Below are 24,100 nucleotides of genomic sequence, written 5' to 3'. Positions count from 1 at the left end.
GGTGATAGGCCGTTACGCCCCCAGTCCTACCGGAGCCATGCACCTCGGCAACGCCCGCACGGCGCTGCTGGCTTGGCTCCACACCCGCGCTCACGGCGGCCAGCACCTGCTGCGAATAGAAGACCTGGACGTCAGCCGAGTCCGTCCCTACGCCTACGACCTGATCCGCCGAGATTTAACGTGGCTCGGCCTAAACTGGGACACTGAATATATACAATCAGAGCGGATAGACCACTACCAAGCCGCCTTAACGCACCTCCAAATCTACCCCTGCACCTGCACCCGCCGCCAAATCGCCGAAATGACGGCCGCCGCCAGCGCCCCGCACGGCCCCGAAGCCGTTTACCCGGGCACGTGCCGCCATCAACACACCGATCCGTCCAAAACCGCCGCCCTGCGCTGGCACGTTCCCGACGCCGTCATCTGCCTGACTGACCACTGGACCAAGCAGACGCTGTGTCAAAACCTGCTGACCGAGGTGGGCGACTTCGTGTTGCGGCGCGGCGACGGCGTATTCGCCTACCATTTGGCAGTGGTGGTGGACGACGCCGCCATGCAGGTCACCGACGTCGTGCGCGGCGCTGATCTGCTGAGCAGCACCCCGCGCCAGATCGCGCTGCAACGCGCCCTTGGCGCGGCGACCCCACGTTACTTTCACGTGCCGCTGATGACCGATTACAAAGGTGAGCGCCTCGCCAAACGCGGTGGAGCGCCCAGCCTGAAGGACCTGCGCGAAACGGGCGCGTCGCCAGAAAAAATCCTTTCCGAGTTGGCCCGCTCGCTGGGCTGGGAAGTGCCGGAAGAAGTGACAGCGGCGGAATTGTTGCCGGTTTACTTGAGCTCACTTGCTTAGGCAGTCCGGCACAGTGCCTCCGCATTGTGTTAGAATTGTAACAAAATAACTATTAGACAACTTGTCTAAGTTTCACATTCAAACCCTTAACCGGAGTCCTACTCTAATGCTATGCAACTTCCCACTTATCCGCTGCCAAACGAACGCGGGCGCTTCGGTATCTACGGCGGGCGCTACGTTCCCGAAACCCTGATTCCGGCCCTCGATACCCTCAAAGATTCTTACGCCGAGGCCAAGCAAGACCCTGTATTCCTCAAGCAACTTGAAGACCTGCTGCGCGACTACGTGGGCCGTCCCAGTGGCCTGTACTTTGCTGAGAACCTGACCAAGCACGCGGGCGGAGCCAAAATCTACCTCAAGCGTGAAGACCTCAACCACACCGGCGCACACAAAATTAACAACTGCCTCGGGCAGGCGCTGCTGGCCGTCAGAATGGGCAAAAAGCGGGTGGTGGCTGAAACTGGAGCCGGACAGCACGGCGTGGCCAGCGCCACCGCCGCCGCGCTGCTGGGCCTGGAATGCGTGGTCTACATGGGCGCGGAGGACATCCGCCGCCAAGCACTGAACGTCTTCAGAATGAAGCTTCTCGGCGCAGAAGTCCGGGAAGTCACTTCCGGCAGCGCGACGCTCAAAGACGCCACCAACGAAGCCATCCGTGACTGGGTCACCAACGTGCGCGGCACCTTTTATATTCTCGGATCGGTGGTGGGACCGCACCCTTATCCGGCGATGGTGCGCGACTTTCAGAGTGTGATCGGTGAAGAAACCAAGTGGCAGCTCGCCGACTTGGAGGGCCGCGAAGTTCCCGACGTGGTGATCGCCTGCGTGGGCGGCGGCAGCAACGCCATCGGCATCTTCGCGCCGTTCGCTTACCTTCCTGAAGGCCAGCGCCCCCGCTTGATCGGCACCGAAGCGGCGGGTCAGGGCGTGGACACCGGTTTCCACGCCGCCAGCGTCGCCGGAGGCAAAGTCGGGGTGCTGCACGGCTCGATGATGTACCTCCTCAACGACCCCGAAGGCCAGATCACCGAAGCCCATTCGATCAGCGCGGGCCTCGATTATCCGGGCATCGGCCCCGAGCACTGCTATTACAGCGACATGGGCGTGGCCGAATATGTTCCCGTGACCGACGCGCAGGCCCTAGAAGCGCTGCAACTCCTCGCCCGTCTGGAAGGCATTATTCCCGCTTTGGAGACGGCTCACGCCATCCATCAGGCCGTCATCACTGCCCGTGAAATCGGCGAAGGCAAAATTATCGTGGTCAACTTATCGGGGCGCGGTGACAAAGACGTGGCCGAAGTGGCCCGCCTCCTGACCGGGAGCGCCAACGCATGACCCAGACCACCACGACTCAACCCTTAACGCCGAGCGCCGAGCGCATCCACGCCGCGTTCAGTGCGGCCAAAGCTGAGCGCCGCGCCGCGTTTATTCCGTTCATGACCGCTGGCTATCCCGACGCCGAGCGCTTTCATGACGTGGCCTTGCAGCTCCTCGAACACGCCGACATGATGGAAATCGGCTTGCCGTACTCCGACCCGCTCGGTGACGGCCCCACCATTCAGCGTTCCAGCGAAGCGGCCATCAAAGGCGGCACCAGCACGCGGCGCACCTTGGAACTCATCAAAGCGCTGCGCCCGCACACCGATAAGCCGCTGGTCGTCATGACCTATATCAATCCTATTTACGCCGTGGGGCCACGTGAATTCATGCGCCTCGCAGTGGAAGCGGGCGTGGACGGACTGATCTTACCGGACTTGCCGCCCGACGAAGACATAGAAATCCGCGACCTCGCGGCGCAGGCGGGCTTGTCCCTGACCTTCCTGATCGCCCCGACCAGCACTCCTGAGCGGGTCAAAATCGTCACCGCCGCCTGCACCGGCTTCGTCTACGCCGTCAGCGTCACCGGCGTGACCGGAGCCAGAGAAGGCAACGCCCTGAGCGAAGTTCCGGCACTGGTGGCCCTCGCCAAGCAGCACACCGATTTGCCCATCGCAGTAGGGTTCGGCGTCAAAGACACCGCCACCGCCCGCCAAGTCGCGGTAGACGCCGACGCCGACGGCGTGGTGGTCGGCAGCGCTTTTATCAACGCGGTCAGCCGTGGCGAAGACGTGGGCGCATTGGCACGCGAAATCGTGGAGGGCTGCCGAAAATAGGCGTGTGGCCTGCGTGAGCAGACAAAGAAGTGGGGCACTTGGACATAATTCAAGTGCCCCGCTTCTTTTGCTAGCAGCTTTATACGAACTGCGACAGCCAGCCGCCCAGCAGCAGCAGCGGCAACAAGCCGACGATCAACATCAGCGCGGCTGGACTTTCACGCTCTTCCCTGACCTGATCACGGAGCGGCACGCCCGAACGCGGCGAGATCACGCGGCCCGCCCAGTGGGATGAAGGCTCATCAGCGCGGCTTTGAGGTGCTTGTAAATTTCGCGCTGCAACTCCAAGTCATCGGGCAATTCATATTTGAGCTGCTCCATGGCCTGCATCAGGTGAGCGCCGCCGGGGGTGCGCTCGTGGTCGGGCCGCGCCCACTCGGGCAATTCGGGATCGTGGACGGGAGCGCGTTTTTCATCGTCCCAGTCGGCCCACAGTTTGGGCAAATCGTAGAGGTAGCGCCCGATACCAAACTGCACCGCGCATCTCTTGAGGGCGTCACTCGCCGCCGCCTTCAAAGTCCCCAGCTCTCCTTCGCTGCCTTCCCCGATGTCTTCACGCACTACACCCAAAATGGTCAGGCGGCCTTTGACGGTGGGACGGGCCGCGCCCACCACGACTTCCAGTTCAAAGCTCCACTCGTCGGGGCAAATGGCGTCGAGGCGGTCTTGCACGGCGCGGGCGTCGATGTGGGCAAAGAGCAGCGCCCGCTTGTGATCGCGGCTGAAGCTGGCAGGCTTAAAGCCCACCAGATGGGCGGGAAACGGCGCTTGCAGTCGTTTCTGGACATCGCTCAGTTTCATGGATTTAGTCTATAACAGAATGGCGTTATGGTCAAGGCGTAAAAGAGGTGAACAGATCGTGGTCAGTAGGAAGTAGGGGGTTGCTTTTCCTGCGGCAGACAACACCGCAAAAACCGCCACCTTCCACTCATTCCTTCATTGCCAGCTCCACCGCTTCCACCAATCCGCCGCTGTCCACATCACCCACGTGGTACTTGGCCGCCGCCCGCGCTTCTTTGTCAGCGTTGCCCATCGCCACCGGATAGCCGACCACCTCCAGCGCCGTCACGTCGTTGTGGCCGTCACCGACCATCATCACGCGCTCCAGATCAAAACCGTAAAAGCCCGCCACTTTCCGAATGGCGCTGCCTTTGTTCACGCCGTCACGGGTGACGCTGACAAACAGGGTCTGCGGCATCACCGGACTGCTGGCCGGATGAAGTTGCAAGCCTTCGTGCGCCTCACTCAGCAGCGCGTCTTTTTCGGCGTAAGGAATCAGCCACTGCGCCCGCACCACCATCCCGCTGAGGCTCAGCAAATCACGCGGCTGGAACGGCACGCCCAGCAGCTTGGCATGTTCCGCCGAGACTGGCGAAGTATCTTCCACGGCGTATTCGCGGTCCGTATACGTCTCCAAAATTCGCTTCGTCGCCCGCGCTTTCTCTACGAGGCCGACCAACAAATCGTGCGGCAATTCCTCGCTGCGCGACTCGCCGGTGTCCACCTTGACAATGCTGGCTCCATTTTGAAAGACGTGCCAGCCGTCAGGATCAAGCCGCTTGGCATACTCCAGCGCGTGTCCCACAGCGGGGCGGCCCGAACACAACACGATTCTGATGCCCGCGAGCCGTGCATTTTTAAGCGCTTCCCAAACTTCCGGCAGCACTTTATTGCCGGTTCCGACGAGGGTGCCGTCTACATCTACACAAATCATCTGCAACATGCTGAGCAGTCTAACGGCGCAGCGCCCCTTTCTTGAAGGTGCCGTCTATTCTTAGGATTTTATTTCACAAAACAAAACTTAAGTGATTTTCTTCACTTGTTGTCTCGCCAAAAAGCGGGGCCGACTTCTCCCCGCCGTTCATGTTCAGCTCAGCGCTGAAGCCAGGCCCACCACCGAGGAGACGTCCAAGCTCGCGCCGCCGATGAGTGCGCCGTTGACATTCGTCTGGGAGCAGATTTCGGCAATGTTGGCGGACTTGACGCTGCCGCCGTACAAAATCCGCACGCCGTCGGCGTACTCACGGTACAGCCCGCCCAGCGCCCCGCGAATCGCGTCGGCCATTTCGCCGACGTCGGCAGCGGTGGCGGTTTTTCCGGTGCCAATCGCCCACACCGGCTCGTAAGCGATCACGATTTGATCCGCGCCCAACACTGGCACCTGCGAGAGCGAATCGCGCAACTGATCTAAGGTGTAGGCCACCTGCTCGCCTTTTTCGCGCACGTCTAAGCCCTCGCCGACGCAGATGATCGGCACCAAGCCGCCCGCAATGGCCGCCGCCGCTTTGGCCGCCACGATTTGTGAGCTCTCGCCGTGATACTCGCGCCGCTCGGAGTGGCCCACCACTGCGTACATCGCGCCCACATCTTTGAGCATCGCCGCGCTGATTTCGCCGGTGTACGCGCCAGATTCATGCGCCGAGATGTCCTGAGCGCCCAGCTTGACCGGACTGTCTTCTAATTCCAAGCTCAAACCCTGAAGGGCAATTGCGGGAGCCATAATCGCCAGCTCCGCCGAGGTCTGCGGCAAGGCGGCCCGCAACTCTTTGGCCCACTGCACGGCTTCCGAGGGCGTCTTGTTCATTTTCCAGTTGAGCGCGAGTAGATTTTTCATGGTTATTTCCCCAGTTCCTTTAAGCGGCTGATGGAGTACGGATCGCCTTGTTGCGCTGCGAGCCTGTACCATTTTACCGCCGAGTCGAGTGATTTTCTCGTGGCTAGACCAGCTTCATACATGTACCCGAGTTGGCCTTGCCCATAGGCATTGCCCCGCTGCCCAGCAAAGGCATTGTATTTAAATGCCTCCGGATACTTTTTTTGATCCAAAAGCAGGTGGCCGAGTCGGGCCGAGGCGAGGGGGTAGCCCTGCTCTGCACTTTTTTGATACCACACCCCGGCGCTGCCGAGATCTCGAGCGGTGCCGAAGCCGCCCTCGTACAAGCCGAGATCTCGAGCGGTGCCGAAGCCGCCCTCGTACAAGATGCCGAGCGTGTGCTGAGCGTATTTGTCTCCCTGCCGGGCGGCCAGATCAGACCAGACAAACGCTTCTTGATATTGCCGGGTCTGGTAGGAAAGCCAGCCTAAACTGGCCTGTGAGTACACATCGCCGAGCGTGGCGGGCTGCTCAAAGTACTTGGCCGCTTTGGCATAATTCTTCGCAACGCCCAGTCCATCTTTATAGACAGTGCCCAGCCGAATCAATGCCATCGGCGCTCGCTGATCAGCAGCGGCCTGAAAGAAGGCAACGGCCCGCGCCGCGTCTTTGCCGACTCCTTTGCCGTCAAGGTAAAGATTGCCCAGATTGATCTGTGCGGCGGGATAGTTTAAAGTCGCCGCTTTGGTGTACCACTGGGCCGCTGCCGCGTCGTCGCCCGCCGAGCTGTACCACCGCCCCACGTTGTAGATGGCCGGCGGATACCCCTGCGCCGCCGCCTTCTGATACCAACGCAGGGCGGCGGCGCGGTTGACTCTTACCCCCTGGCCTTCCTTGAACAAGTTGCCCAAACCGTTTTGGGCTTTGGCATTTCCACTCTGGGCCGCTTGGGTAAAGCGCTGCCTGGCAAGGTACACATTACGCGGCACGCCCTGACCATTTCGGTACATCACGCCCAAGCTGGCCGCAGCCCGCACGTCGCCTTGTCGAAACGACGTTTGGAATTCAGGCAAGGCCTCCGCATACCGTCCAGCGTCGTAGGCTTGCTGCCCTTTGAGATAATCCGCGCAGGCCTGACCCGACAGCGCGGCCACGCTGAGAATCAGACAAAGCAGGGGCTGCCGCTGCATCATTACTTCATTGCTTCGACGCCCGGCAGCGGCTGACCTTCCAGCAGCTCCAAGCTGGCCCCGCCGCCGGTGGAGACGTGCGAAACCTTGCTGGCCTGACCGCTCTTGTTGATGGCGCTGACCGAATCGCCGCCGCCCACCACGCTGTAGGTATCTGCGCCCAACTCGGCCACCGCCCCAGCCACCGCGTTGGTGCCGCCCGCGAATTTTGCAAATTCAAAGACGCCCAGCGGCCCGTTCCAGAACACGGTTTTTGCGCCCTGAAGCGCGGCGATGTAAGCCTTCACGGTTTCGGGGCCAGCGTCCAAGCCTTGCCAGCCGTCAGGAATCTGATCGCTCGGCACCACTTTGGTGTTGGCGGCCTCGTCAAAAGCGTCGGCGGCAATCACGTCGGTGGGCAGCATGATTTTATCGGCGTACTCGCTGAGCAAGCGCCCCGCCAAAGCCAATTGGTCGTCTTCGTGAATGCTCTGGCCGATCTGGCCGCCGCGCGACTTGATGAAGGTGTAAGCCATGCCGCCGCCGATCAGCAGTTTGTCCACTTTCGGCAGCAAGTTCTCGATGACCTTGATCTTGTCGCTGACTTTGGCTCCGCCGATAATCACCACATACGGGTGTGCGGGGGTGTTGATCAGTTTATCCAGCGCGTCCACTTCGGTTTGCAGCAAGCTTCCGGCGGCGTGCGGCAACTTGCCGGCCACGCCGCTCACCGAAGCGTGGGCGCGGTGGGCGCTGCCGAAAGCGTCCAGCACGAAGGCGTCGCCCAACTGGGCCAGCTTGAGGGCAAGGGCCGGATCGTTTTTCTCTTCGCCCGCTTCAAAGCGCACATTTTCTAAGAGGGCCACTTCGCCGCTTCCCAGCGCCTGCACCGCCGCCAATGTCTTAGGGCTGCTCGGCAAACTGGCGATGAACTTGACCGGTAGGCCCAGCACCTTGCTCAGCGCCTGGGCCACAGGCGCGAGGCTGTATTTCGGATCGGGGCCCGCTTTGGGCCGTCCCAGGTGGCTCATCAGCACCAGTGACGCGCCGCCGGCCAGCAGCGCCTTCAAGGTGGGCAAAGACGCGGTGATACGGGTGTCGTCTTGAATCACGCCGTCCTTGATCGGCACGTTGTAATCCACCCGAACCAGTACGCGCTTGCCCTTTACATCTAACGAATCTAAGTTCTTCATGTTTACTCCTTACAAAGGTGATGGGCCATGAGCTGTTTTCACCCATAGCCCACCCTTCACGACTCAACGTTCGATTTGCTTGACTTAAACGCCTTTCTCGCTCACCAGTTGCGTCAAATCCGCGATCCGGTTGCTGTAGCCCCACTCGTTGTCGTACCAGCTGAAAAACTTGACCAGATTGCCCATCGCCATGGTCAGGCCGCCGTCGATGATGGCGCTGTGCGAATCGCCCACGATGTCTTGCAGCACGATGGGGTCTTCGGTGTAGCTGATGATGCCCTTGTGGCTGCCCTCGGCGGCGTTCTTAAACACCGCGTTGACTTCGTCCGCCGTCACGTCGCGGCCCAGAATGACCACCACGTCGCTGATGCTGCCCACCGGCGTCGGCACGCGCAGGGAGGTACCGTCAAACTTGCCTTTGAGCTTGGGATAGACCTGCGCCACGGCTTTGGCCGCGCCCGTCGAGGTGGGGATGATGTTGACAGCGGCGGCCCGGGCGCGGCGCAGATCAGAGTGCGGTAAGTCGAGCAGGCGCTGATCGTTGGTGTAGCTGTGGACGGTGGTCATGATGGCTTTTTCGATGCCGAAGGCTTCGTCGAGCAGTTTCATCGGCGCGGCCAAGCTGTTGGTGGTGCAAGAAGCGTTCGAAATGATGTGGTGGTTTTTGGGATCGTAATCCTGCTCATTGACGCCCAGCACGATGCTGATGTCTTCGTTTTTGGCCGGCGCGGTGATTAGGACTTTCTTCGCGCCGCCGGCGAGGTGCTTGCTGGCTCCCTCGCGGCTGGTAAAGATGCCGGTGGACTCGATGACGATGTCCACGCCCAGCTCACCCCACTTGATGTTGGCGGGATCGCGCTCGGCCAAGGCGTGAATCTTTTTGCCGTTGACGGTCAGCGAGTCGTCGTCGTAGCTGACGGTGCCGTCAAACTTCCCAGCGGTGGAGTCGTACTTGAGCAAGGTCGCCAGCGTTTTGTTGTCGGTCAAATCGTTGATGGCCACGACTTCCACGCCACGCGCTTCCAGAACCCGGAACACCAAACGGCCAATCCGGCCAAATCCGTTAATGCCTACTTTCATATGTTGCCCCTTTGTGACTGAGCGCTTAAGGTGCGCTGCCCAGCCGCTTTTGGTTGTTCACTCAACCACCAGTTTACCGCAGCTTCGTCAAGTCGGCGTCGGTATCGACTGGACAAGTGTACTCGGTACACCTTCGGACAGGAGCAAGGGGTATGTAACTGTACCTGTTGGCGCACACCTCTTCCCTCAACTCCCCATCTTCCCGCTGCGGATCACGTCGGCAATGATTGGCGGCAAATTCCAGGCCATGATGTCGAAGGCCGCCGACGAGTAGTCATACGGCACTTTGTGCATGCTGACTTTGGGTCTGCGGCCAGCGGCGTCGATGATAATCACGTCCGCGCCGGGTTCGTGATTCAGGCTCAAGCCCACCGAACCGGGATCAATGAAAATAGTGTCGCCGATGGTGCGCACAAACGGCACGTGGGTGCCTGCCGAGACGACCACCCGCGAACTGAGCTGCTCGGCCAGTTCCTGCATTTGGGCCTCGGGGGCCATCAAATCGAGGCGGGCCTCGGGGTCGTGCGGCGCACCGTGAAAATAACGAATGCGCCCGACTGGCGTCATAATCCGTCCGCCCACCGGCAAACGGCGCAGGTATTCGAGCTGCTCCGGTGCGAGGGTTTCGCGTGTCCAGTTCAGAACCTGATCGGCGATCCCACGCCGCGATTCGCGCTCACCGAACGCCATCGACACCCGCAAATCGCTCGAGCCAAGGCCAACTTTCCAGCCTGCCTGCTGCACGAAGTCAATGACTGGCCCGGGCGACGCGCCGTAGCCGACCAAATCGCCCACCACCACCACCGAGTTGACGATATGTTCGCTCAAAAACCGCTGCACTGAAGTCAGCGCGTGAATATTGCTGTGGAGGTCACTGATAAAAGCAATTCGCAAGGTAAGCCCAGATTACCTCAAGGAGCGGCCGCATTGACAGCTTCCTGGCTTGACCTTTTCCCTATATGCCCATTTTTCCACATCTGGGCCCTTGCTACACTTCAAAGCTGATGCCGCGCCTTCCCCCCGCTGTTTTATCCGCCGCTTTCGGCGTGTGTCTGGCTCTGTGCGGTCTGCCGCTGGCTTGGAGCATCTTGACTGTTGTCCCCCTCGCCCTTTTACTCGGGCATCTCAGCCGCCAGCCCAGCGTCAAACAACTTACGTTGCAGACATTGATCGCCATCAGCGCTTTTTTTGCCGCCCAGCTCTTTTGGCTGGTGGTCTTTATGCAAGACCTGATGTCCAAAGACGGCAGCTTGCCTTCGGTACTGGCGTGGCCGCTCTCGGCGCTGACGTTGTCGCTGCTGTTCGTACTGGAAGGCATCTTCTGGGCGCTGATGGCGTTCTTGGTCGCCGCCGCCTTCAAAACGCCGCAGGGCCGCTTGTGGGGACTGGCGGGCGGCTGGGTGATTCTGGAATGGCTCAGGACGCTGGGGGCGCTGGCTTTTCCCTGGTCGGGCTTGGGCTACACCTTCCTCAGAACCCCACTCATCCAGGTGGCCGACCTCGGCGGCGTGTTGCTGCTGACGGCGCTCCTGACCGCTTCGGCAGCGGCGCTGGTCACGCTTGCGCAAACCAAAAATCCGCGCCCCGCTGCACTGATGGCGGTGTTGTGGCTGGCGGCCCTCGGCTACGGCCTCACCCGCACGGCAGGGGAGGGGCCGCCCGCCAAGGCGCTCTTACTCCGCACCAATCTCGATTCGTTTGCCAAAGTCACCGGTCAAGACTTAGAGCAGCAGTGGCAAGCTCAACTCCAACTCAGTCAGCAGCGCCGAGCGGGTGAGGTGACCGTCTGGAGTGAAACGGCGCTGCTGTATCCGGAGCGCATTGGAGAAGTCCCCGCGCCCGGCCTCTACGGCATGTATCAGTATCCGCGCAACACCGCGATCGGTTGGGACGGGCAGCGCATCACCGGCAGCTTCGACAAAGCCCACCCGGTGCCGATGGGTGAGTATTACCCGCTGAGTGGGGCGTTCAACGGTCTTTACAGCTCGATCTACCAATCGCTGAATCTGGGCAGCTTCAATCCCCAGTTTCCTGGTCAGTCCTACGCGCCCATTCCCCTCGGCGGCGTGCTCTACGGCGTCTACATCTGCTATGACAGCATCGTGGCCCACGTGTCTCGTCAGATGGCCCTTCAGGGAGCGCAGGTCTTGGTCAATGTCAGCAACGACGGCTGGTACACCGGCTGGGGCGTCTGGCAGCACTTCGATATGGGCCGGGTACGGGCCATCGAAACACGGCGTTACGTGCTGCGGAGCGTCAACAAAGGGGTCGCCGCCGTGATCAATGATCTCGGTGAGCCGGTACAAACCCTCACCGAAGGCGAAGGCGTCCTTCACGCCGAATATCCGCTCCTGAGCGCCACCACCCTTTATATGCGTCTGGGTGACGTTCCAGCCCTGATCGCCGCGCTGCTGCTGCTCGGCTACGCACTCAGGCTCGACCGCCGCCGTACCCAGTAATATATATAAGAGTCTTTACTCCAACTCTTCAACTGCCGCCAAAGCCTCCCGCCGAATCGAAGTATCCATCTTGGCGTAAATCGCACTGGTGTTCACCGAAGCGTGTCCCAGTACGTCGGCCACCACGTGCAAGTCACGGGTGGCTCTGTAGAGCTGCGTTCCCGCCGTGCGCCGCAGCGTATGCAGGCCCCACAGCGCAGGTGGAAGCCCAAGAGCAAGGTAATAACGTCCGGCAATGTCCCGCGCTCCCTTGGTGGTCAACCGCCCACCCGCGTTGCGGTGACTCAGCGAGAGCAGCAGCGCGGGCGAAGCGCTCACCAGGCTTTGGCGCAGGCGCAACCAAGTGCCGAGCGCTTCTAAGGCCCGCGCAGTAAGCGGCACCTGCCGGGTCTTTTTGCCTTTGCCGCGCACCACCACGTGACTGAGACTGAGGTCGAGGTCGTCCAGATTCAGTCCGACCAATTCGGCGGCCCGCAACCCAAATTGACCGCCCAGCAGCAGCAAAGCGTAATCGCGGGCGGCGCGGGTGGGGTCACTGGGATGCTCGGCGGCAGGCAAAGCCAAGAGGGCTCTAAACGTCGCCGCGCTGAGGGCCGACTTGCGAGTGTGGGCCGCCTCGCTCTCGGCAGGCGGGCGCACACTGGTGCTGGGATCGATTTTTAAAACATCGGCCCACACCAAAGCCCGCATCATATTCCGCACGCCGTAGAAGTGGCGTTTGACGCTGGATGCCGACAGCCCCTGTGCCTGCAAGTCCAACAGCCAGACTTCGAAGACCTCCGGCTCGAGTTGAGTCAACGCGTGTTGCGGCGACGCGGCTGGCCCTGTAAACGCCAAAAACTTTCTAAGCGACTCGGCGTAGTGCGCCAGGGTCAGTTCACTGATGCGACCGCCTTTGCTGGATTTGAGCCGCAAGTAAGTGTGGAGCAGATCGGTAAGAACTTCAGCATCTTGGGAATGCGCCGCCCGGAGGCCTTCACGGCGGCGATTAGACGCCGAAGCCCAGCGAGAAGCCAGAACGAGAGCAGAACTGGTTGAACTGGTCAACGGAATCTCTTAGGTTTCATAAGTGAAATTATAGAACGTAGGAAATGGGAATGCCAGCAAGCGTTTTAAGGTCAACCATTGAAGTTATGCTGGGGCGAGTCAAGAAAAACGCTTCACGTCCTCAAGTCTCCAATTCTTCCTGACTTGCCCCGGTCAGCAGGAGCGCCGCTTTCGGTAAAACGCGGGCGGTAAACGGCGTGGTTTCATCATGAATTTCGCCGTCGTACTGCAGTGGGAACGGTTCCTCGGTGCTGACCTCCACTTCACTGGCCGAAAAAACATCGATATTTTTGCCGAACACCGGCTCGCCCAAATTGAGCTTGGCCCGCAGCGAGTCGAGTAAATTGGGCAGGAGTTCCAAAACCGATCCAGCTTTGAGCACCAGCACTGCGAACTGCCCGTCGTTGGGACTGACCCCCGGCGCAATCGGCAAACGGAAATTGGCCATCCCGAAGTTGGCGACCATCACCGCCATGGCGTCCACATCCTGCGCTTTGCCGTCAAGGGTCAAGTGAAAGGTGGTGGTCTTGGGACTCAGCTGCTTGAGGGCGCTGACCACGTAAGCGAACACGCCCAGCCGGTCTTTGAGGCCTTCTGCGCCTTCGATCATGGCCGCGTCCGCTCCCGCGCCTGCCAGCAGCACGAAGCCGTGCGATTTGCCCGCGACACTCAACTCGCCCAGATCGATAGACACAGCCCTGAGTTCGTCCACCACCTGTGCCAGCTCCTGCGGATCTTCCGGCAGATTCAAATTTTGAGCAATCAAATTCGCCGTGCCTGCCGGATAAGCCAGCAGCGGCACGCCCCGGTTTCTGAGGACATACGCGATGCTGCTGACGGTGCCGTCGCCGCCCGCCGCGATCACGGCGCTGTAGTGCTCGGCGCTGCTCAGCAGGGTTTCCAGTTCACCTTTTTGGGGAAGTTCCTCGGCGTCAACGTGCCAGCCTCTTTCACCCAGCGCGGCGATAAAGCGCGGCAGTGGGCTCGGTCCCTTGCCGGATTTGGGATTAAAGATCAGCAGGGCGCGTTTGGGGGGGGTAGGCTTGGCGTTCATCCAGCCATTAGACTGCGGAGACGGAGGTAAAGTCATGCGTATATTCTTGCTGGGTTCTTTATTGTTGGTGGGCACACTCTCTTCGTGTGCGCCGCGTGTCGGTACGGTGATGGGCGTGACCCAAACGCCGGTTCTGGTCAAAGTCTCGTCCGGCGCGGCCAAAGGCGCAGCCGTGATGATTCAGGGGCGCTACCTCGGCGGCCCTGCCACCGGGCGCATCCGTTTGGGCGCGGACGAAAACGGCTCAGGCGGCTACCTGATTCCCGCAGCGTCGGTGGTGTCGTGGACCGACAGCGAAATCGTCTTCAACGTTCCGGCGAACGCCCCAGCCGGCGGAAGCTGGCTGTATATCGAAGTCAACGGACGGCAGAGCACCGGCCTCCCGTTTAGCGTAAGCAGTCAGTAAGAGCGGCCGTTCGTGAGCAGAGGTGAGCGGGGCGCAGGGGACAGAGTAAAGCTGTCCGCCTGCGCCCCGCTCACCGTCTATACTCTCCCCTATGTCACTTCAGCGTCCCAAAGGCACCCAAGACCACTTGCCGGATGGCAGTCCCAAGTTAAGAGCCGATCTCAGCGCCTCCGCTTTTTCTCACGTGACCCAAACGGCCGCGCGGGTGCTGGAGCGCGGCGGAGCGCAGTGGATGGAAACGCCGCTGTTCGAATACGCCGATCTGGTGCAGCGCGGCGTGGGCAGCAGCACCGATATCGTGCGCAAAGAGATGTTTACCGTCACCTATGCCGGAGAGCACGGCGGCTATATTCTGCGCCCCGAGGGCACGGCGGGCATCGTGCGGGCCTACTTGGAAAACGGCCTCAAGCAGCTTCCCAGCCCCTTAAAACTCTGGACACACGGGCCGATGTTCCGCGCCGAGAATGTCCAGCAAGGCCGCCTGCGGCAGTTTCACCAAGTCGATTATGAGGTGATCGGCAGTGCGCTAAGCTTGGTGGACGCCGAAGCGATCTGGTTGATGGTGCAGGTCGTGCAGGAACTCGGGCTGACCGGCGCGAGGATCAAGCTCGGATCGGTGGGCGACCCGGCGGACCGGGAGCGCTACGACGCTTATTTGCGCCAGCTGTTCACGCCACACGCCGAGCGCCTCTCTGCCGATTCGCAAGACCGCTTGACGCGCAATCCGATGCGGATTCTGGATTCCAAAAGTAGAGATGACCAGGCCCTGATCGTAGAGCTCAACGTCGAGCCGATGCTCAACTTTTTAGGCGAGGAAGCCAGCGCCCATTTTCAGGAAGTGCGCGGCTATCTGGACGCCTGGGGTGTGCCATATGACCTCGACCCCAGCATCGTGCGCGGCCTGGATTATTACCGCCGCACCGCCTGGGAACTGCACCACCAGGGCGTCGGAGCCAAGTCGGCCCTCGGCGGCGGCGGGCGCTACGACGGGCTGGCCAAAGAACTCGGCGGCCCCGAGACGCCGGCGGTGGGCTGGGCCTTCGGTATCGAACGCCTCCTGATTGCCATGGACGCCGAGGGCCTCAAGTGGCCGCTCACCGCCGGCCCGCTGGTCTACGTCGCGGCGCTGGACGCTGAGCAAGTGGATCTGGCGGCCCGCGTGGCACTGGGCATCCGCGCCGTCGCCCGCGCCGAGTTCGCTTACCGGGCACTCAAACCCGGCAATGTCTTCAGAGAAGCCGAGCGGCGCACAGCCGTTTACGCCGCATTGATCGGCAGCGAGGAAGCCGGGCGCGGCAGCGTGATGCTCAAGCACCTCTCAAGCGGCGTTCAGCGCGAAGTGCCGGTGGCCGAACTGAATGCCCTTTTGCTCTCCGATTTGTTCTCTGAAATGCCAAGCCCAGACTCCGCACCCACCCCACCAGCACTGGAGACCCGATGAAGCGCACCGCGTACCTGAGCGACCTCGAACCTTACCTCGATCAAACCGTCACTGTACAGGGCTGGGTGGCGCGGCGGCGCGACCTCGGCAAGCTGATTTTCATTGACCTGCGTGACCGCAGCGGTCTGCTGCAAGTTCAGGTCGAACCCGGCTCCCCGGCTTTTGCCGAAGCCGACCGGATGCGCGGCGAATACGTGGCTGAATTTACCGGCACGCTGCGCCTGCGCCCCGAAAGCCAGCGCAAGGAAGGGCTGGGCGCGTATGAACTGATCGCCGATGCGGCCCAAGTGCTCAGCGCCGCCGTGACGCCGCCGTTTGAACTCAGTAAAGGCGAGGACGTGTCCGAAGACATCCGCCTCAAATACCGCTACCTCGATTTGCGCCGCCCGGAGATGTTCCAAAAACTGCTGATCCGCTCGCAAGTCTCCGCCGCCATCACTGCTTTTCTGACAGCGGAAGGCTTTATCAACGTCGAAACGCCGATGCTGACCCGCAGCACCCCCGAGGGCGCACGCGATTTTCTGGTGCCTTCCCGGCTCAGCCCCGGCGAGTTCTACGCCTTGCCGCAAAGCCCACAGCTTTTTAAACAGCTGCTGATGATCGCCGGCGTGGACCGCTATTTTCAGCTGGCCCGCTGCTTCAGAGACGAAGACCTGCGTGCCGACCGCCAGCCGGATTTCACCCAGCTCGACATTGAAATGAGCTTCGTGAACCAGGAAGACATTCTCGATCTCAACGAACGCTTGCTGCGCCACGTCTTCAAAACGGCGCTCGACGTGGACTTGCCCTCCCCTTTCCCGCGCCTGACCTATCAGCAGGCCATGGACACTTACGGCTCCGACAAGCCCGACTTGCGTTTCGGTTTGCCGTTTGTAGACGTGACCGATCTGTTCGCGGGCGGCGAGTTCGCGGCGTTTGCAAACGCGGCCTGCGTCAAGGTGCTGGCGACCGGTGAACTGACCCGCAAGCAAATTGATGAGCTTGAGCGCGTCGCTAAGCAGAACGGAGCTGGGGGACTGGCCTGGCTGCGGCGAGACGGCGAGGGTTTCACCGGCGGCATCAGCAAATTTGTGGGGGGAGTCAGTGGGAAGCTGCTCAGCCGAACAGGCGTCGAGCAGGGCGGCACGCTCCTCTTCGCGGCGGGCGAGTGGAAAAAGTCAGTGACGGCACTTGGGGCGGTTCGCACGGCGCTGCGCGACCTCTTGAATCTGGCGTCTGCTGGCTTTGAAACCGTCTGGATCACCGATTTTCCCCAGCTCGAATACGATGAGGACAATCAGCGCTGGACGTATATGCACCACCCCTTCACCGCGCCGCACCCCGAGGATTTGGCGCTGTTCGGCACCCAGCGGCAAGGCGAAATCCGCGCCCAAGCTTACGATTTAGTGCTCAACGGCTTTGAAGTCGGCGGCGGCTCGGTGCGGATTCACGACCCCGAAGTGCAGCGGCAGATGTTCAGCGCCATCGGCTTTTCCGAAGAAGAAGCCCACGCCCAGTTCGGCTTTTTTCTGGACGCGCTGGCTTCCGGCACGCCTCCCCACGGCGGCGTCGCTTGGGGTTTTGACCGCCTTATCATGGTGATGAGCGGGGCGAGCAGTATCCGCGAAGTGATCGCCTTTCCCAAAAACAACAAAGGCAGCGACCTCATGGCGCAGGCCCCGTCCAGCGTCAACGCCGCGCAGCTTGCCGAATTGGGCGTGGCTGTCCTTGAGTAAAGACGACCACGTCGTTGAACTTAAAAAGGAGTGTTAAAGCATGTCAAAGCACCAATCAGATTTTTCAGCACGCCTAACTGCCGTTCGCTCGGCCCTCAAATCAGCGGGCGTGGACGCCCTGTGGGTCAGTCAGCCGGAGAATGTGAACTATCTCAGCGGCTTTTCCAGTCCTGAAGACGCCAAAGCGCTGATTTTGCCGGACGGGGCGTGGCTGTATACCGATGGCCGCTACACCTTGCAGGCCGCTCAGGAATCGGCCATTCCGGTGTTCATCGCCCGCTCGCCCGAGACTTTGCAGCACGCCGCGCCGCTCCTCTCGGGCCTGAACGTCGGATTTGAAATGCAGCACCTGACGGTAGCGGAGCTTGGCGAGTTGCAGGCGCACTGGCCCGCTGAACCCGCACCGCTCAGCGGCGTGGTGGAGGGACTGCGGCTGATCAAATCTGAAGCGGAAGTGCAGCTGATCGAGCAGGCTCAGGCGATTGCCGACGCCGCCTTCGCCGAAATCCTGCCGCTGATCAAGGCCGGAGCGCGGGAACAAGACCTGGCACTGGCTTTAGAAAGTGCCATGCGGCGTTTGGGCGCGGACGGCCCCGCTTTCGAGACCATCGTCGCCAGCGGCGTACGCGGAGCATTGCCCCATGGCCGGGCCTCGGACAAGGTGCTGGCGGAGAGCGAGTTGGTGACCATCGATTTCGGCGCTCGGCTCGGCGGCTACTTCTCCGACTCCACCCGCACGTTGGCGCTGGGCGAGGTCAGTGAAAGTCAGCGGCGAATGTACACGGCGGTTCTCGAAGCTGAGGAAACGGCGCTGGCGGCCATCAAACCCGGTGTCAGAACTGCCGACCTGGACGCGCTGGCCCGCGAGGTGCTAGGCCGCTACGACCTGGCCGACGCTTTCGTGCACTCGCTGGGCCACGGCGTGGGCCTGAATGTCCATGAGGGGCCTGGCCTGCGCAGCACTTCCGAAGAAGTCTTGCAAGCCGGAATGGTCATCACCATCGAGCCGGGCGTGTATATCGAACACCTCGGCGGCGTGCGCATCGAAGATCTGGTGCTGGTGACAGACGAAGGCTCGCGGGTGCTGTCGCACAGTCCCAAGGAGCGGTTTTGATCTTCAAGAAAGTGGCACTTCAAGGAATACTCGTTGTGGTGTTGGCGTCCGCTTCTTTGGCGCTGGCGGTGCCGGGACAGGCCGTTTATTACGGCGGCAAATACAATCCTTATACCCGCATGACCGCCGCCCACCGCACCTTGCCGCTGGGTTCTTGGGTGCGGGTTACGCTCAGAAGCGGGCATAGCGTGGACGTGCTGATCAATGACCGGGGGCCGTTCGGCAACAGCCGCCGGATCATCGATTTGTCGCGCACGGCGGCGGCCAGGCTGGGCATTCTCTCGCAGGGCATAGCGGCGGTGGACGTGCGGGTGCTGAAGTACGGGCGGCGGTAATTAACAAAGAGCAGAAGGCCGGGGTTAGCGTTGACCCTGGCCTCCTGCTTTTGAGTTGCGGGAATCAGGCCGACGGAAAGAAGGTCTGCTCCAGCAAGAACACGTTCAGGCCAATAATCAGGGCGGTAATGAACCAGCCGACCCACTTCCAGAACGGATTGACCGCGAATTCGCCCATCTTGCGTTTGTCGGTCGTGAACATCATCAGCGGTACCACCGCGAACGAGAGCTGCATCGAGAGCACCACCTGTGAGAGGATCAACAAGCTGCCGGTGCCTTTTTCGCCGTAGATCAGCACCACCGCGAGGGTGGGCGTGATAGCGATCAGCCGGGTGATCAGCCGCCGGATCCACGGCTTGAGGCGGATGTTGACAAAGCCTTCCATCACGATCTGCCCGGTCAGCGTGCCGGTCAGGGTGCTGTTCTGGCCCGAAGCCAGCAGCGCCACCGCGAACAAAATGCTGGCCGCGCCCGCCCCCAGCATCGGCGAGAGGAGTTTATAAGCGTCCTGAATCTCAGCGATGTCGGTGCGCCCGGCGTAGTGGAAGGCGGCGGCAGCCAGAATCAGGATGGCGGCGTTGATAAAAAAGGCGAACGTCAACGCAATGCTCGAGTCCCAGGTGGCGAACTTGATGGCTTCTCGCTTGCCTTCCTGGTCACGTCTGTAACCGCGCGTGTTGACGATGGCCGAGTGGAGGTACAAATTGTGCGGCATCACCGTTGCGCCCAGGATGCCGATGCCGACGTAGAGCACGGCAGGGTCGAGCAGCTGCTTGGAAGGCACCAGACCGCCCAGCAGCGGCGCAAGCTCAGGCTTGGAAAAGATCATTTCGAAGAGGAAGGCCACGGCGATGGTGGCAATCAAGGTGATAACCAGCGCTTCGACGTATTTGAAACCCTTGTTTTGCAGCAGCAAGATCAGCAATACGTCGGCCACCGTCAGGCACACGCCGAGAACGAGCGGCATCCCGAACAGCAAATTGAGCGCAATCGCCGTGCCGATCACCTCGGCCAGATCGGTGGCGATGATGGCCACTTCCGCCGAGAGCCACAGCATGATAGCGGCGGGTTTGCTGAAGTGGTCGCGGCAAGCCTGCGCCAGGTCGCGCCCGGTGGCGATACCCAGGCGGGCCGAAAGGGCCTGCAAGTAAATGGCCATCAATGAGGAAATGAGCACCATGCTCAGCAGGGTGTAGCCGTAGGCGCTGCCGCCCGCGATGGAGGTGGCCCAGTTGCCAGGGTCCATGTAGCCCACCGCCACCAGCGCCCCCGGCCCCAGAAAAGATATAAAGCGCTTCCAAGCCGGCTGGCTGTAATCCACCTTGATGCGGGCGACGTCGCTCAAGGACTCGCCCAGACTTTCCTGACGCCAGCCACTTTCTTTGTTGGCTTGCTTGTTCATGCGGATATTCACACCTTCGATTTTAGGCTTACCTAAAACTAAATTTCAAGGGGGGAGTGTTATAGGGAGGAGAGCTGAGTCTCATGCGAGGGGCTGGCCTCCTCTGTATGTGTATGGCTCTTTATGTATATATATTCTTTAGCGATGGTGGGGATGGCTCCATACAGCACCTATTTGCGATAGAATCTTGCAGGCATCAATTCTCAGGAGGAAGTACCCCATGACCGAAACTGCATTGCTCACGCTGGAAACCATCGCCAAGTACCTCAAGGAGCGCGAAGTCCAGCTGGATATGGAAGAAAACAATGGCCAGCGTTTTATCCGCATGGGCTGGCGCTTTGAGATGGGCGACGCCGCCGTGCTGGTCAGCGTCAACGACGGCCCCAACAACACCTCGCGCCTCGAAGTCACCTGCGTGACCCAAAAGACCTACGCCGAGCGCAAAGACGAGATCATGGGCATTCTCAACGAGCGCAACCGCGAACGCGCTTTTGCCCGCAGCATCGATAACGACGGCAACGTCTGGCTCGAATACGTCGGCTTTTACCCCACGCTGACCGAAATGCCCCAAGAAACCTTCGACACCCTCTTCGGCGGCGTGCTGATGCACTTCCAAGACGATTACGCGTTCCTCGAAGGCGTGCAGATCACCCAGCCCCAGCCGCAAGCTTAAACCGCCCTGTCAGGAGCCGAGGGAATCTCCCCGGCTCTTTTTTGGTTCCGAATTTGTGAAATAAATATTTTATAAATTAGCTTGTGAAAATAGGTTCTATCAGCAGGTTTCGCTTCTTGGAGGAGTTTGGCGCTTTATACTTTGAGTCCATGACCTCTATTCGTGAACTTCCCCAATTGATCGGTCAGAGCGTGACCCTCGACGCCTGGCTAACCGATAAGAGCGGCAAAGGTAAATTGCAGTTTCTCAAGCTGCGCGACGGCAGCGGTTTTGTGCAGGCCACCGTATTTAAGCCCGACGTCAGTGAGGAGACTTTTGAAGTCGCCAAGCACCTGACGCAGGAAAGCAGCCTGCGCCTGACCGGAGTGGTGCGGGCCGACGAGCGCTCACCCAGCGGGGTTGAGCTTTCGGTCAGCAACTTGGAAGTGGTGGGCGGCTCCGGCGAGTACCCAATTACCCCCAAAGAACACGGCATCGAGTTTTTGCAAGACCACCGCCACCTGTGGCTGCGTCACCGCCGTCCCTGGGCCATTTTGCGCATTCGTGACGCCGTCGAGCGCGGGATCGTGGACTTTTTTGCCGCGGAAGGCTTTATCCGCTTCGACGCGCCTTTTTTTACGCCCAATGCCGCCGAGGACTCCACCGAGCTCTTTGAGATCGATCTGTTCGGTGAAGACAAAGCCTTCCTTTCTCAGACCGGGCAGCTTCACGCCGAAGCGGGAGCGCTGGCCTTCGGTAAGGTCTACACCTTCGGGCCGACCTTCAGGGCCGAGAAATCCAAGACGCGCCGTCACCTGCTCGAATTTTGGATGATCGAGCCGGAAGTGGCTCCCAGCACTCACCTTGAAAATATGGCGCTGCAAGAGCGGATGGTCAGCTTTTTGGTGCGCCGCGTGCTGGAGCAGTGCGGCGAGGAGCTGACCTTGCTGGGGCGCGACACCGAGAAGCTGAAGCCCGCCGCCGAAGGCAACTTTCCCCGCGTGAGCTACACGCAGGCGCTGGAATTGATCCGCGAGACCTTGGCCTCCGGCGAGTTGCCGCCCAATGTCTCGCCGGAGACCCAGCCCGTCGAGTGGGGCGACGATTTGGGAGCGCCGCACGAAACCATCGTCGGCTCCAAGTTTGACCGGCCCGTCATCATCGAGAAGTATCCGGCGGCGATCAAGGCTTTTTATATGCAGCCTGACCCCGAAGACCCGCGCCTGGCCCTGTGCGACGACATGATTGCCCCGGAAGGCTACGGCGAAATCATCGGCGGCTCTCAGCGCATTCACGACTACCAGTTGCTCAAAAAGCGGATCGACGAGCAGGGCTTGCCGCTCGACGCTTTTGAATGGTACTTGGATTTGCGCCGCTACGGCAGCGTGCCGCACGCTGGCTACGGCATGGGCCTCGAGCGCTTCGTGGCGTGGGTGTGCGGCATCGATCACATCCGCGAGGCGATCGCCTTCCCAAGGATGCTCACGCGGATGTATCCGTAACCATGCGCCGGCGGGCTGAAGACTGGACACGCCAACTGGTGGCCCAGCCGAGCGTCACCAATACGGCGGGAGAAGGAGCCTTTGGGCCTTGGCTGCGCAGAGAGCTGCTCAAATTGCCGTACTTCGCTGAGCGTCCGGATCAAGTCTGGCTCGAAAAAACCTTACACGACCCCTTTGAGCGCTTTTGCGTCTGCGCTCTGGTGCGCGGCCAAGATCGTGTCGCTGCGACCGTGCTGCTGACCGGGCATTACGACGTGGTGAGCGTCAGCAATTACGGCGAGCTGGAGGCGCTGGCCTTCTCGCCGGACGCACTGGCCGCTGCGCTGCCCAGCGTTTTGTCTGCTGAGACTGATGCTTTGGCTTTAGCGGATTTGGCCAGCGGCGAGTACCTGTTCGGGCGGGCCAGCTTGGACATGAAAAGCGGGCTGGCGGCGGGCCTAGCGCTGCTGGAGGAGTGGGCTGAAAGCGGCGAGCGCGGCAACCTGTTGTTCGTGGCGGTGCCGGACGAAGAAGAGAATTCGCACGGCATGCGCTCGCTGGTGCGGCAGCTGCCGGACATTGAGCGCATACATGAACTCAAGCTGCTGTGCGCCCTCAACTTGGACGCCGAGGTGGACAGCGGCAGCGGCGAGCTCGGCCGCAGCGTCTTTTTGGGCAGCGTCGGCAAAGTCTTGCCCACGGCGTTGCTGCTGGGACGCCCGACCCACGCCGGAGCGCCGTTTGACGGCGTGAGCGCGGCGCTGCTGCTCGCGGAAGTGCTGCGGAGCGTCGAACTGCATCCGGATTTGATGGACCCGCATCCTTCAGAACCCGGGCCGCCGCCGGTATTGTTGCAACTCAGCGACCTCAAGCCCTCCTACGACGTGACCACGCCGCCGGGGATGTGGTGCGCCTTTAACATGCTGCTGCGCTCCCGCACGCCCGAGCAGGCTTTGGCGCAGTTCCGGGCGGCGGTGGAAGCCGGGATGACGGCGGCTTTGGAAAACATCGCAGAACGGGCGCGGGCCTGCGGCGCGGCTGCCGAAATGAACAGTGAAGGCATGCCGACCTTGACCTATGCCGAGTTACTGGAACGGGTAGAGAAGCGGGGCGGAACAGCGGCTTTGCGGCGGTTGGAAGCTCTGGCCAGAGCGGCCGCGCCCGAACTGGACACCCCGCGCCTGTGTCAGCAGCTGACCCTGGCGGCGGTGCAGGAAGCAGGCCTCACCGGCCCAGCCGCCGTTATCGGCTTCGGTTCGCTGCCGTATCCGGCGGTGGAACTCGGCCAGGATGCGGGGTCACTGGCCCTGCTCAGCGCGGTGGAAGCGGGCATCCGGGCCGCCGAAGCCCAGTTCGGCGTCAAGGTCACAGCCCGCCCCTTTTTTCCCGGTGTCTCGGACATGAGCTTTTTGAGTCAGGAGGATCCTCAGAGCACCTCAGCAAAACTGCTACGGGCCAACACCCCGGCTTGGACAGTCCGGATGCGATTAGAAGAAGAAACAGGCGAGCGGCTCAGCTTACCGGTGGTCAACATCGGCCCGTGGGGACGCGATTACCATCAGCGTGCCGAGCGGGTGTATCAGCCGTATGCTTTTGAAGTGTTGCCGCAGCTGCTTGGAGCGGTTGTGCGGGCACGGCTGAGCGCTGGATAAATAAGCAAAAAAAGATGTGGCGAACCTTTGATCCTGGTTCGCCGCTTTCAATAAGATAAGAAAATGAGCTAAAGAGTGGGCAGGGCATCAAGCCGAGACAGGGCGCGGCGTACGGGGACGCAGGAAGTTCCAAAAGCTCCAGGGGGCGCTTTGGCTCGGCGCTTGCCTGAGCAGGCGGGCGCAGCTGGCTTCCTCGCGGAGATACTGTATGCGTTCCTGAGCGATCAGGTGTTGACGGTGGAAATCAGCGAACATAACGGGCTCCCTGTGGGCGGTGGAGTGAACCGTCCTTTGGTGTGCC

22 protein-coding genes and 1 pseudogene are annotated in these 24,100 nt (G+C 61.1%); 12 read left to right on the top strand and 11 right to left on the bottom strand.

Going from position 1 to position 24,100, the window contains the following annotated elements; genetic code table 11:
- The first annotated feature begins 1 nt into the window (after position 1).
- From gluQRS to trpA, 3 genes are all read left to right on the top strand, one after another.
- Positions 2 to 853, top strand: a complete 852-nt coding sequence (gluQRS, locus tag FNU79_RS09395; RefSeq protein WP_143720595.1) for a tRNA glutamyl-Q(34) synthetase GluQRS — start codon at positions 2 to 4, stop codon at positions 851 to 853.
- Positions 854 to 964: 111 nt separating this feature from the next.
- Positions 965 to 2,188, top strand: a complete 1,224-nt coding sequence (gene trpB, locus FNU79_RS09390) for a tryptophan synthase subunit beta (RefSeq protein WP_143720594.1) — start codon at positions 965 to 967, stop codon at positions 2,186 to 2,188.
- Complete coding sequence (trpA, locus tag FNU79_RS09385; RefSeq protein WP_143720593.1) at positions 2,185 to 3,006, top strand: tryptophan synthase subunit alpha; 822 nt, start codon at positions 2,185 to 2,187, stop codon at positions 3,004 to 3,006. Before trpB ends, trpA begins: the two co-directional genes overlap by 4 nt.
- 79 nt (positions 3,007 to 3,085) lie before the next feature.
- Here the strand turns inward: trpA and FNU79_RS19655 are convergent, their stop codons facing one another.
- The 8 genes and pseudogenes from FNU79_RS19655 to FNU79_RS09350 form a co-directional block, all read right to left on the bottom strand.
- Positions 3,086 to 3,220 (bottom strand): hypothetical protein, encoded by a 135-nt coding sequence (locus tag FNU79_RS19655; RefSeq protein ID WP_263862368.1) that lies wholly within the window; start codon positions 3,218 to 3,220, stop codon positions 3,086 to 3,088.
- Entirely contained in the window at positions 3,217 to 3,807 is a 591-nt protein-coding gene (locus FNU79_RS09380; RefSeq protein ID WP_143720592.1) for a Rad52/Rad22 family DNA repair protein, read from the bottom strand. The genes FNU79_RS19655 and FNU79_RS09380 overlap by 4 nt, the downstream gene beginning before the upstream one ends.
- A gap of 127 nt (positions 3,808 to 3,934) precedes the next feature.
- Positions 3,935 to 4,729: a Cof-type HAD-IIB family hydrolase gene (locus FNU79_RS09375; RefSeq protein ID WP_143720591.1), complete on the bottom strand. Its 795-nt coding sequence runs from the start codon at positions 4,727 to 4,729 to the stop codon at positions 3,935 to 3,937.
- A gap of 144 nt (positions 4,730 to 4,873) precedes the next feature.
- Positions 4,874 to 5,620, bottom strand: coding sequence for a triose-phosphate isomerase (gene tpiA / locus FNU79_RS09370; RefSeq protein ID WP_143720590.1), 747 nt, complete (start codon positions 5,618 to 5,620; stop codon positions 4,874 to 4,876).
- Positions 5,621 to 5,622: 2 nt separating this feature from the next.
- Positions 5,623 to 6,792 carry a tetratricopeptide repeat protein gene (locus FNU79_RS09365; protein ID WP_143720589.1) on the bottom strand — a complete coding sequence of 390 codons (1,170 nt, stop codon included), beginning with the start codon at positions 6,790 to 6,792 and terminating at the stop codon, positions 5,623 to 5,625.
- The gene (locus FNU79_RS09360) at positions 6,792 to 7,961 is read right to left on the bottom strand and encodes a phosphoglycerate kinase (protein WP_143720588.1); all 1,170 of its coding nucleotides are present in this window, start codon (positions 7,959 to 7,961) and stop codon (positions 6,792 to 6,794) included. Before FNU79_RS09360 ends, FNU79_RS09365 begins: the two co-directional genes overlap by 1 nt.
- Before the next feature lie 84 nt (positions 7,962 to 8,045).
- Positions 8,046 to 9,077 (bottom strand): annotated as a pseudogene (gene gap, locus FNU79_RS09355) (type I glyceraldehyde-3-phosphate dehydrogenase); the annotation flags it as partial.
- A gap of 150 nt (positions 9,078 to 9,227) precedes the next feature.
- Positions 9,228 to 9,935: a metallophosphoesterase family protein gene (locus FNU79_RS09350; RefSeq protein WP_143720586.1), complete on the bottom strand. Its 708-nt coding sequence runs from the start codon at positions 9,933 to 9,935 to the stop codon at positions 9,228 to 9,230.
- A gap of 110 nt (positions 9,936 to 10,045) precedes the next feature.
- Between FNU79_RS09350 and lnt the strand changes: the two genes are divergently transcribed.
- Positions 10,046 to 11,500 carry an apolipoprotein N-acyltransferase gene (gene lnt / locus FNU79_RS09345; RefSeq protein WP_143720585.1) on the top strand — a complete coding sequence of 485 codons (1,455 nt, stop codon included), beginning with the start codon at positions 10,046 to 10,048 and terminating at the stop codon, positions 11,498 to 11,500.
- A gap of 15 nt (positions 11,501 to 11,515) precedes the next feature.
- Here lnt and FNU79_RS09340 read toward each other — a convergent pair whose 3' ends face one another.
- Positions 11,516 to 12,547, bottom strand: a complete 1,032-nt coding sequence (locus tag FNU79_RS09340; RefSeq protein ID WP_143720584.1) for a tyrosine-type recombinase/integrase — start codon at positions 12,545 to 12,547, stop codon at positions 11,516 to 11,518.
- A 121-nt stretch (positions 12,548 to 12,668) separates the two neighbouring features.
- Positions 12,669 to 13,637, bottom strand: a complete 969-nt coding sequence (locus tag FNU79_RS09335) for a diacylglycerol/lipid kinase family protein (RefSeq protein ID WP_225429997.1) — start codon at positions 13,635 to 13,637, stop codon at positions 12,669 to 12,671.
- Here FNU79_RS09335 and FNU79_RS09330 point away from each other — a divergent pair.
- The 5 genes from FNU79_RS09330 (at position 13,636) to FNU79_RS19650 (ending at position 18,612) form a co-directional block, all read left to right on the top strand.
- A complete protein-coding gene (locus FNU79_RS09330) occupies positions 13,636 to 14,007 on the top strand; it encodes an IPT/TIG domain-containing protein (protein ID WP_143720583.1) in 372 nt (123 codons plus the stop codon). The genes FNU79_RS09335 and FNU79_RS09330 overlap by 2 nt on opposite strands.
- A 91-nt stretch (positions 14,008 to 14,098) precedes the next feature.
- Complete coding sequence (gene hisS / locus FNU79_RS09325; RefSeq protein ID WP_143720582.1) at positions 14,099 to 15,448, top strand: histidine--tRNA ligase; 1,350 nt, start codon at positions 14,099 to 14,101, stop codon at positions 15,446 to 15,448.
- Entirely contained in the window at positions 15,445 to 17,163 is a 1,719-nt protein-coding gene (gene aspS, locus FNU79_RS09320) for an aspartate--tRNA ligase (protein WP_143720581.1), read from the top strand. The genes hisS and aspS overlap by 4 nt, the downstream gene beginning before the upstream one ends.
- Positions 17,164 to 17,203: 40 nt before the next feature.
- Entirely contained in the window at positions 17,204 to 18,277 is a 1,074-nt protein-coding gene (locus tag FNU79_RS09315; RefSeq protein WP_143720580.1) for a M24 family metallopeptidase, read from the top strand.
- On the top strand, positions 18,274 to 18,612 hold the full coding sequence (locus tag FNU79_RS19650; protein WP_318636138.1) for a septal ring lytic transglycosylase RlpA family protein: 339 nt from the start codon (positions 18,274 to 18,276) through the stop codon (positions 18,610 to 18,612). The genes FNU79_RS09315 and FNU79_RS19650 overlap by 4 nt, the downstream gene beginning before the upstream one ends.
- 64 nt (positions 18,613 to 18,676) lie before the next feature.
- Here FNU79_RS19650 and FNU79_RS09305 read toward each other — a convergent pair whose 3' ends face one another.
- Positions 18,677 to 20,026 (bottom strand): Nramp family divalent metal transporter, encoded by a 1,350-nt coding sequence (locus FNU79_RS09305; RefSeq protein WP_225429996.1) that lies wholly within the window; start codon positions 20,024 to 20,026, stop codon positions 18,677 to 18,679.
- A 208-nt stretch (positions 20,027 to 20,234) separates the two neighbouring features.
- Between FNU79_RS09305 and FNU79_RS09300 the strand changes: the two genes are divergently transcribed.
- From FNU79_RS09300 to FNU79_RS09290, 3 genes are all read left to right on the top strand, one after another.
- A complete protein-coding gene (locus tag FNU79_RS09300) occupies positions 20,235 to 20,687 on the top strand; it encodes a YbjN domain-containing protein (protein WP_143720579.1) in 453 nt (150 codons plus the stop codon).
- Positions 20,688 to 20,836: 149 nt separating this feature from the next.
- Positions 20,837 to 22,168 (top strand): asparagine--tRNA ligase, encoded by a 1,332-nt coding sequence (gene asnS, locus FNU79_RS09295; protein WP_143720578.1) that lies wholly within the window; start codon positions 20,837 to 20,839, stop codon positions 22,166 to 22,168.
- Positions 22,169 to 22,170: 2 nt separating this feature from the next.
- Positions 22,171 to 23,799 carry a M20/M25/M40 family metallo-hydrolase gene (locus FNU79_RS09290; RefSeq protein WP_143720577.1) on the top strand — a complete coding sequence of 543 codons (1,629 nt, stop codon included), beginning with the start codon at positions 22,171 to 22,173 and terminating at the stop codon, positions 23,797 to 23,799.
- Positions 23,800 to 24,100: the final 301 nt, after the last annotated feature.

The organism is Deinococcus detaillensis, assembly GCF_007280555.1.
Lineage (GTDB): Bacteria > Deinococcota > Deinococci > Deinococcales > Deinococcaceae > Deinococcus > Deinococcus detaillensis.
This window is presented reverse-complemented; position numbering and strand designations above follow the sequence as displayed.

Bases quoted from the DNA above. Each gene is read 5' to 3' on its own strand.
- hisS (WP_143720582.1), top strand. From the start codon at position 14,099: ATGTCACTTCAGCGTCCCAAAGGCACCCAAGACCACTTGCCGGATGGC.
- trpB (WP_143720594.1), top strand. From the start codon at position 965: ATGCAACTTCCCACTTATCCGCTGCCAAACGAACGCGGGCGCTTCGGT.
- FNU79_RS09380 (WP_143720592.1), bottom strand. From the start codon at position 3,807: ATGAAACTGAGCGATGTCCAGAAACGACTGCAAGCGCCGTTTCCCGCC.
- lnt (WP_143720585.1), top strand. From the start codon at position 10,046: ATGCCGCGCCTTCCCCCCGCTGTTTTATCCGCCGCTTTCGGCGTGTGT.
- FNU79_RS09365 (WP_143720589.1), bottom strand. From the start codon at position 6,792: ATGATGCAGCGGCAGCCCCTGCTTTGTCTGATTCTCAGCGTGGCCGCG.
- FNU79_RS09290 (WP_143720577.1), top strand. From the start codon at position 22,171: ATGCGCCGGCGGGCTGAAGACTGGACACGCCAACTGGTGGCCCAGCCG.
- tpiA (WP_143720590.1), bottom strand. From the start codon at position 5,620: ATGAAAAATCTACTCGCGCTCAACTGGAAAATGAACAAGACGCCCTCG.
- trpA (WP_143720593.1), top strand. From the start codon at position 2,185: ATGACCCAGACCACCACGACTCAACCCTTAACGCCGAGCGCCGAGCGC.
- FNU79_RS09300 (WP_143720579.1), top strand. From the start codon at position 20,235: ATGACCGAAACTGCATTGCTCACGCTGGAAACCATCGCCAAGTACCTC.
- asnS (WP_143720578.1), top strand. From the start codon at position 20,837: ATGACCTCTATTCGTGAACTTCCCCAATTGATCGGTCAGAGCGTGACC.
- FNU79_RS09360 (WP_143720588.1), bottom strand. From the start codon at position 7,961: ATGAAGAACTTAGATTCGTTAGATGTAAAGGGCAAGCGCGTACTGGTT.
- FNU79_RS09375 (WP_143720591.1), bottom strand. From the start codon at position 4,729: ATGTTGCAGATGATTTGTGTAGATGTAGACGGCACCCTCGTCGGAACC.
- FNU79_RS09335 (WP_225429997.1), bottom strand. From the start codon at position 13,637: ATGACTTTACCTCCGTCTCCGCAGTCTAATGGCTGGATGAACGCCAAG.
- FNU79_RS09315 (WP_143720580.1), top strand. From the start codon at position 17,204: ATGTCAAAGCACCAATCAGATTTTTCAGCACGCCTAACTGCCGTTCGC.
- FNU79_RS09330 (WP_143720583.1), top strand. From the start codon at position 13,636: ATGCGTATATTCTTGCTGGGTTCTTTATTGTTGGTGGGCACACTCTCT.
- aspS (WP_143720581.1), top strand. From the start codon at position 15,445: ATGAAGCGCACCGCGTACCTGAGCGACCTCGAACCTTACCTCGATCAA.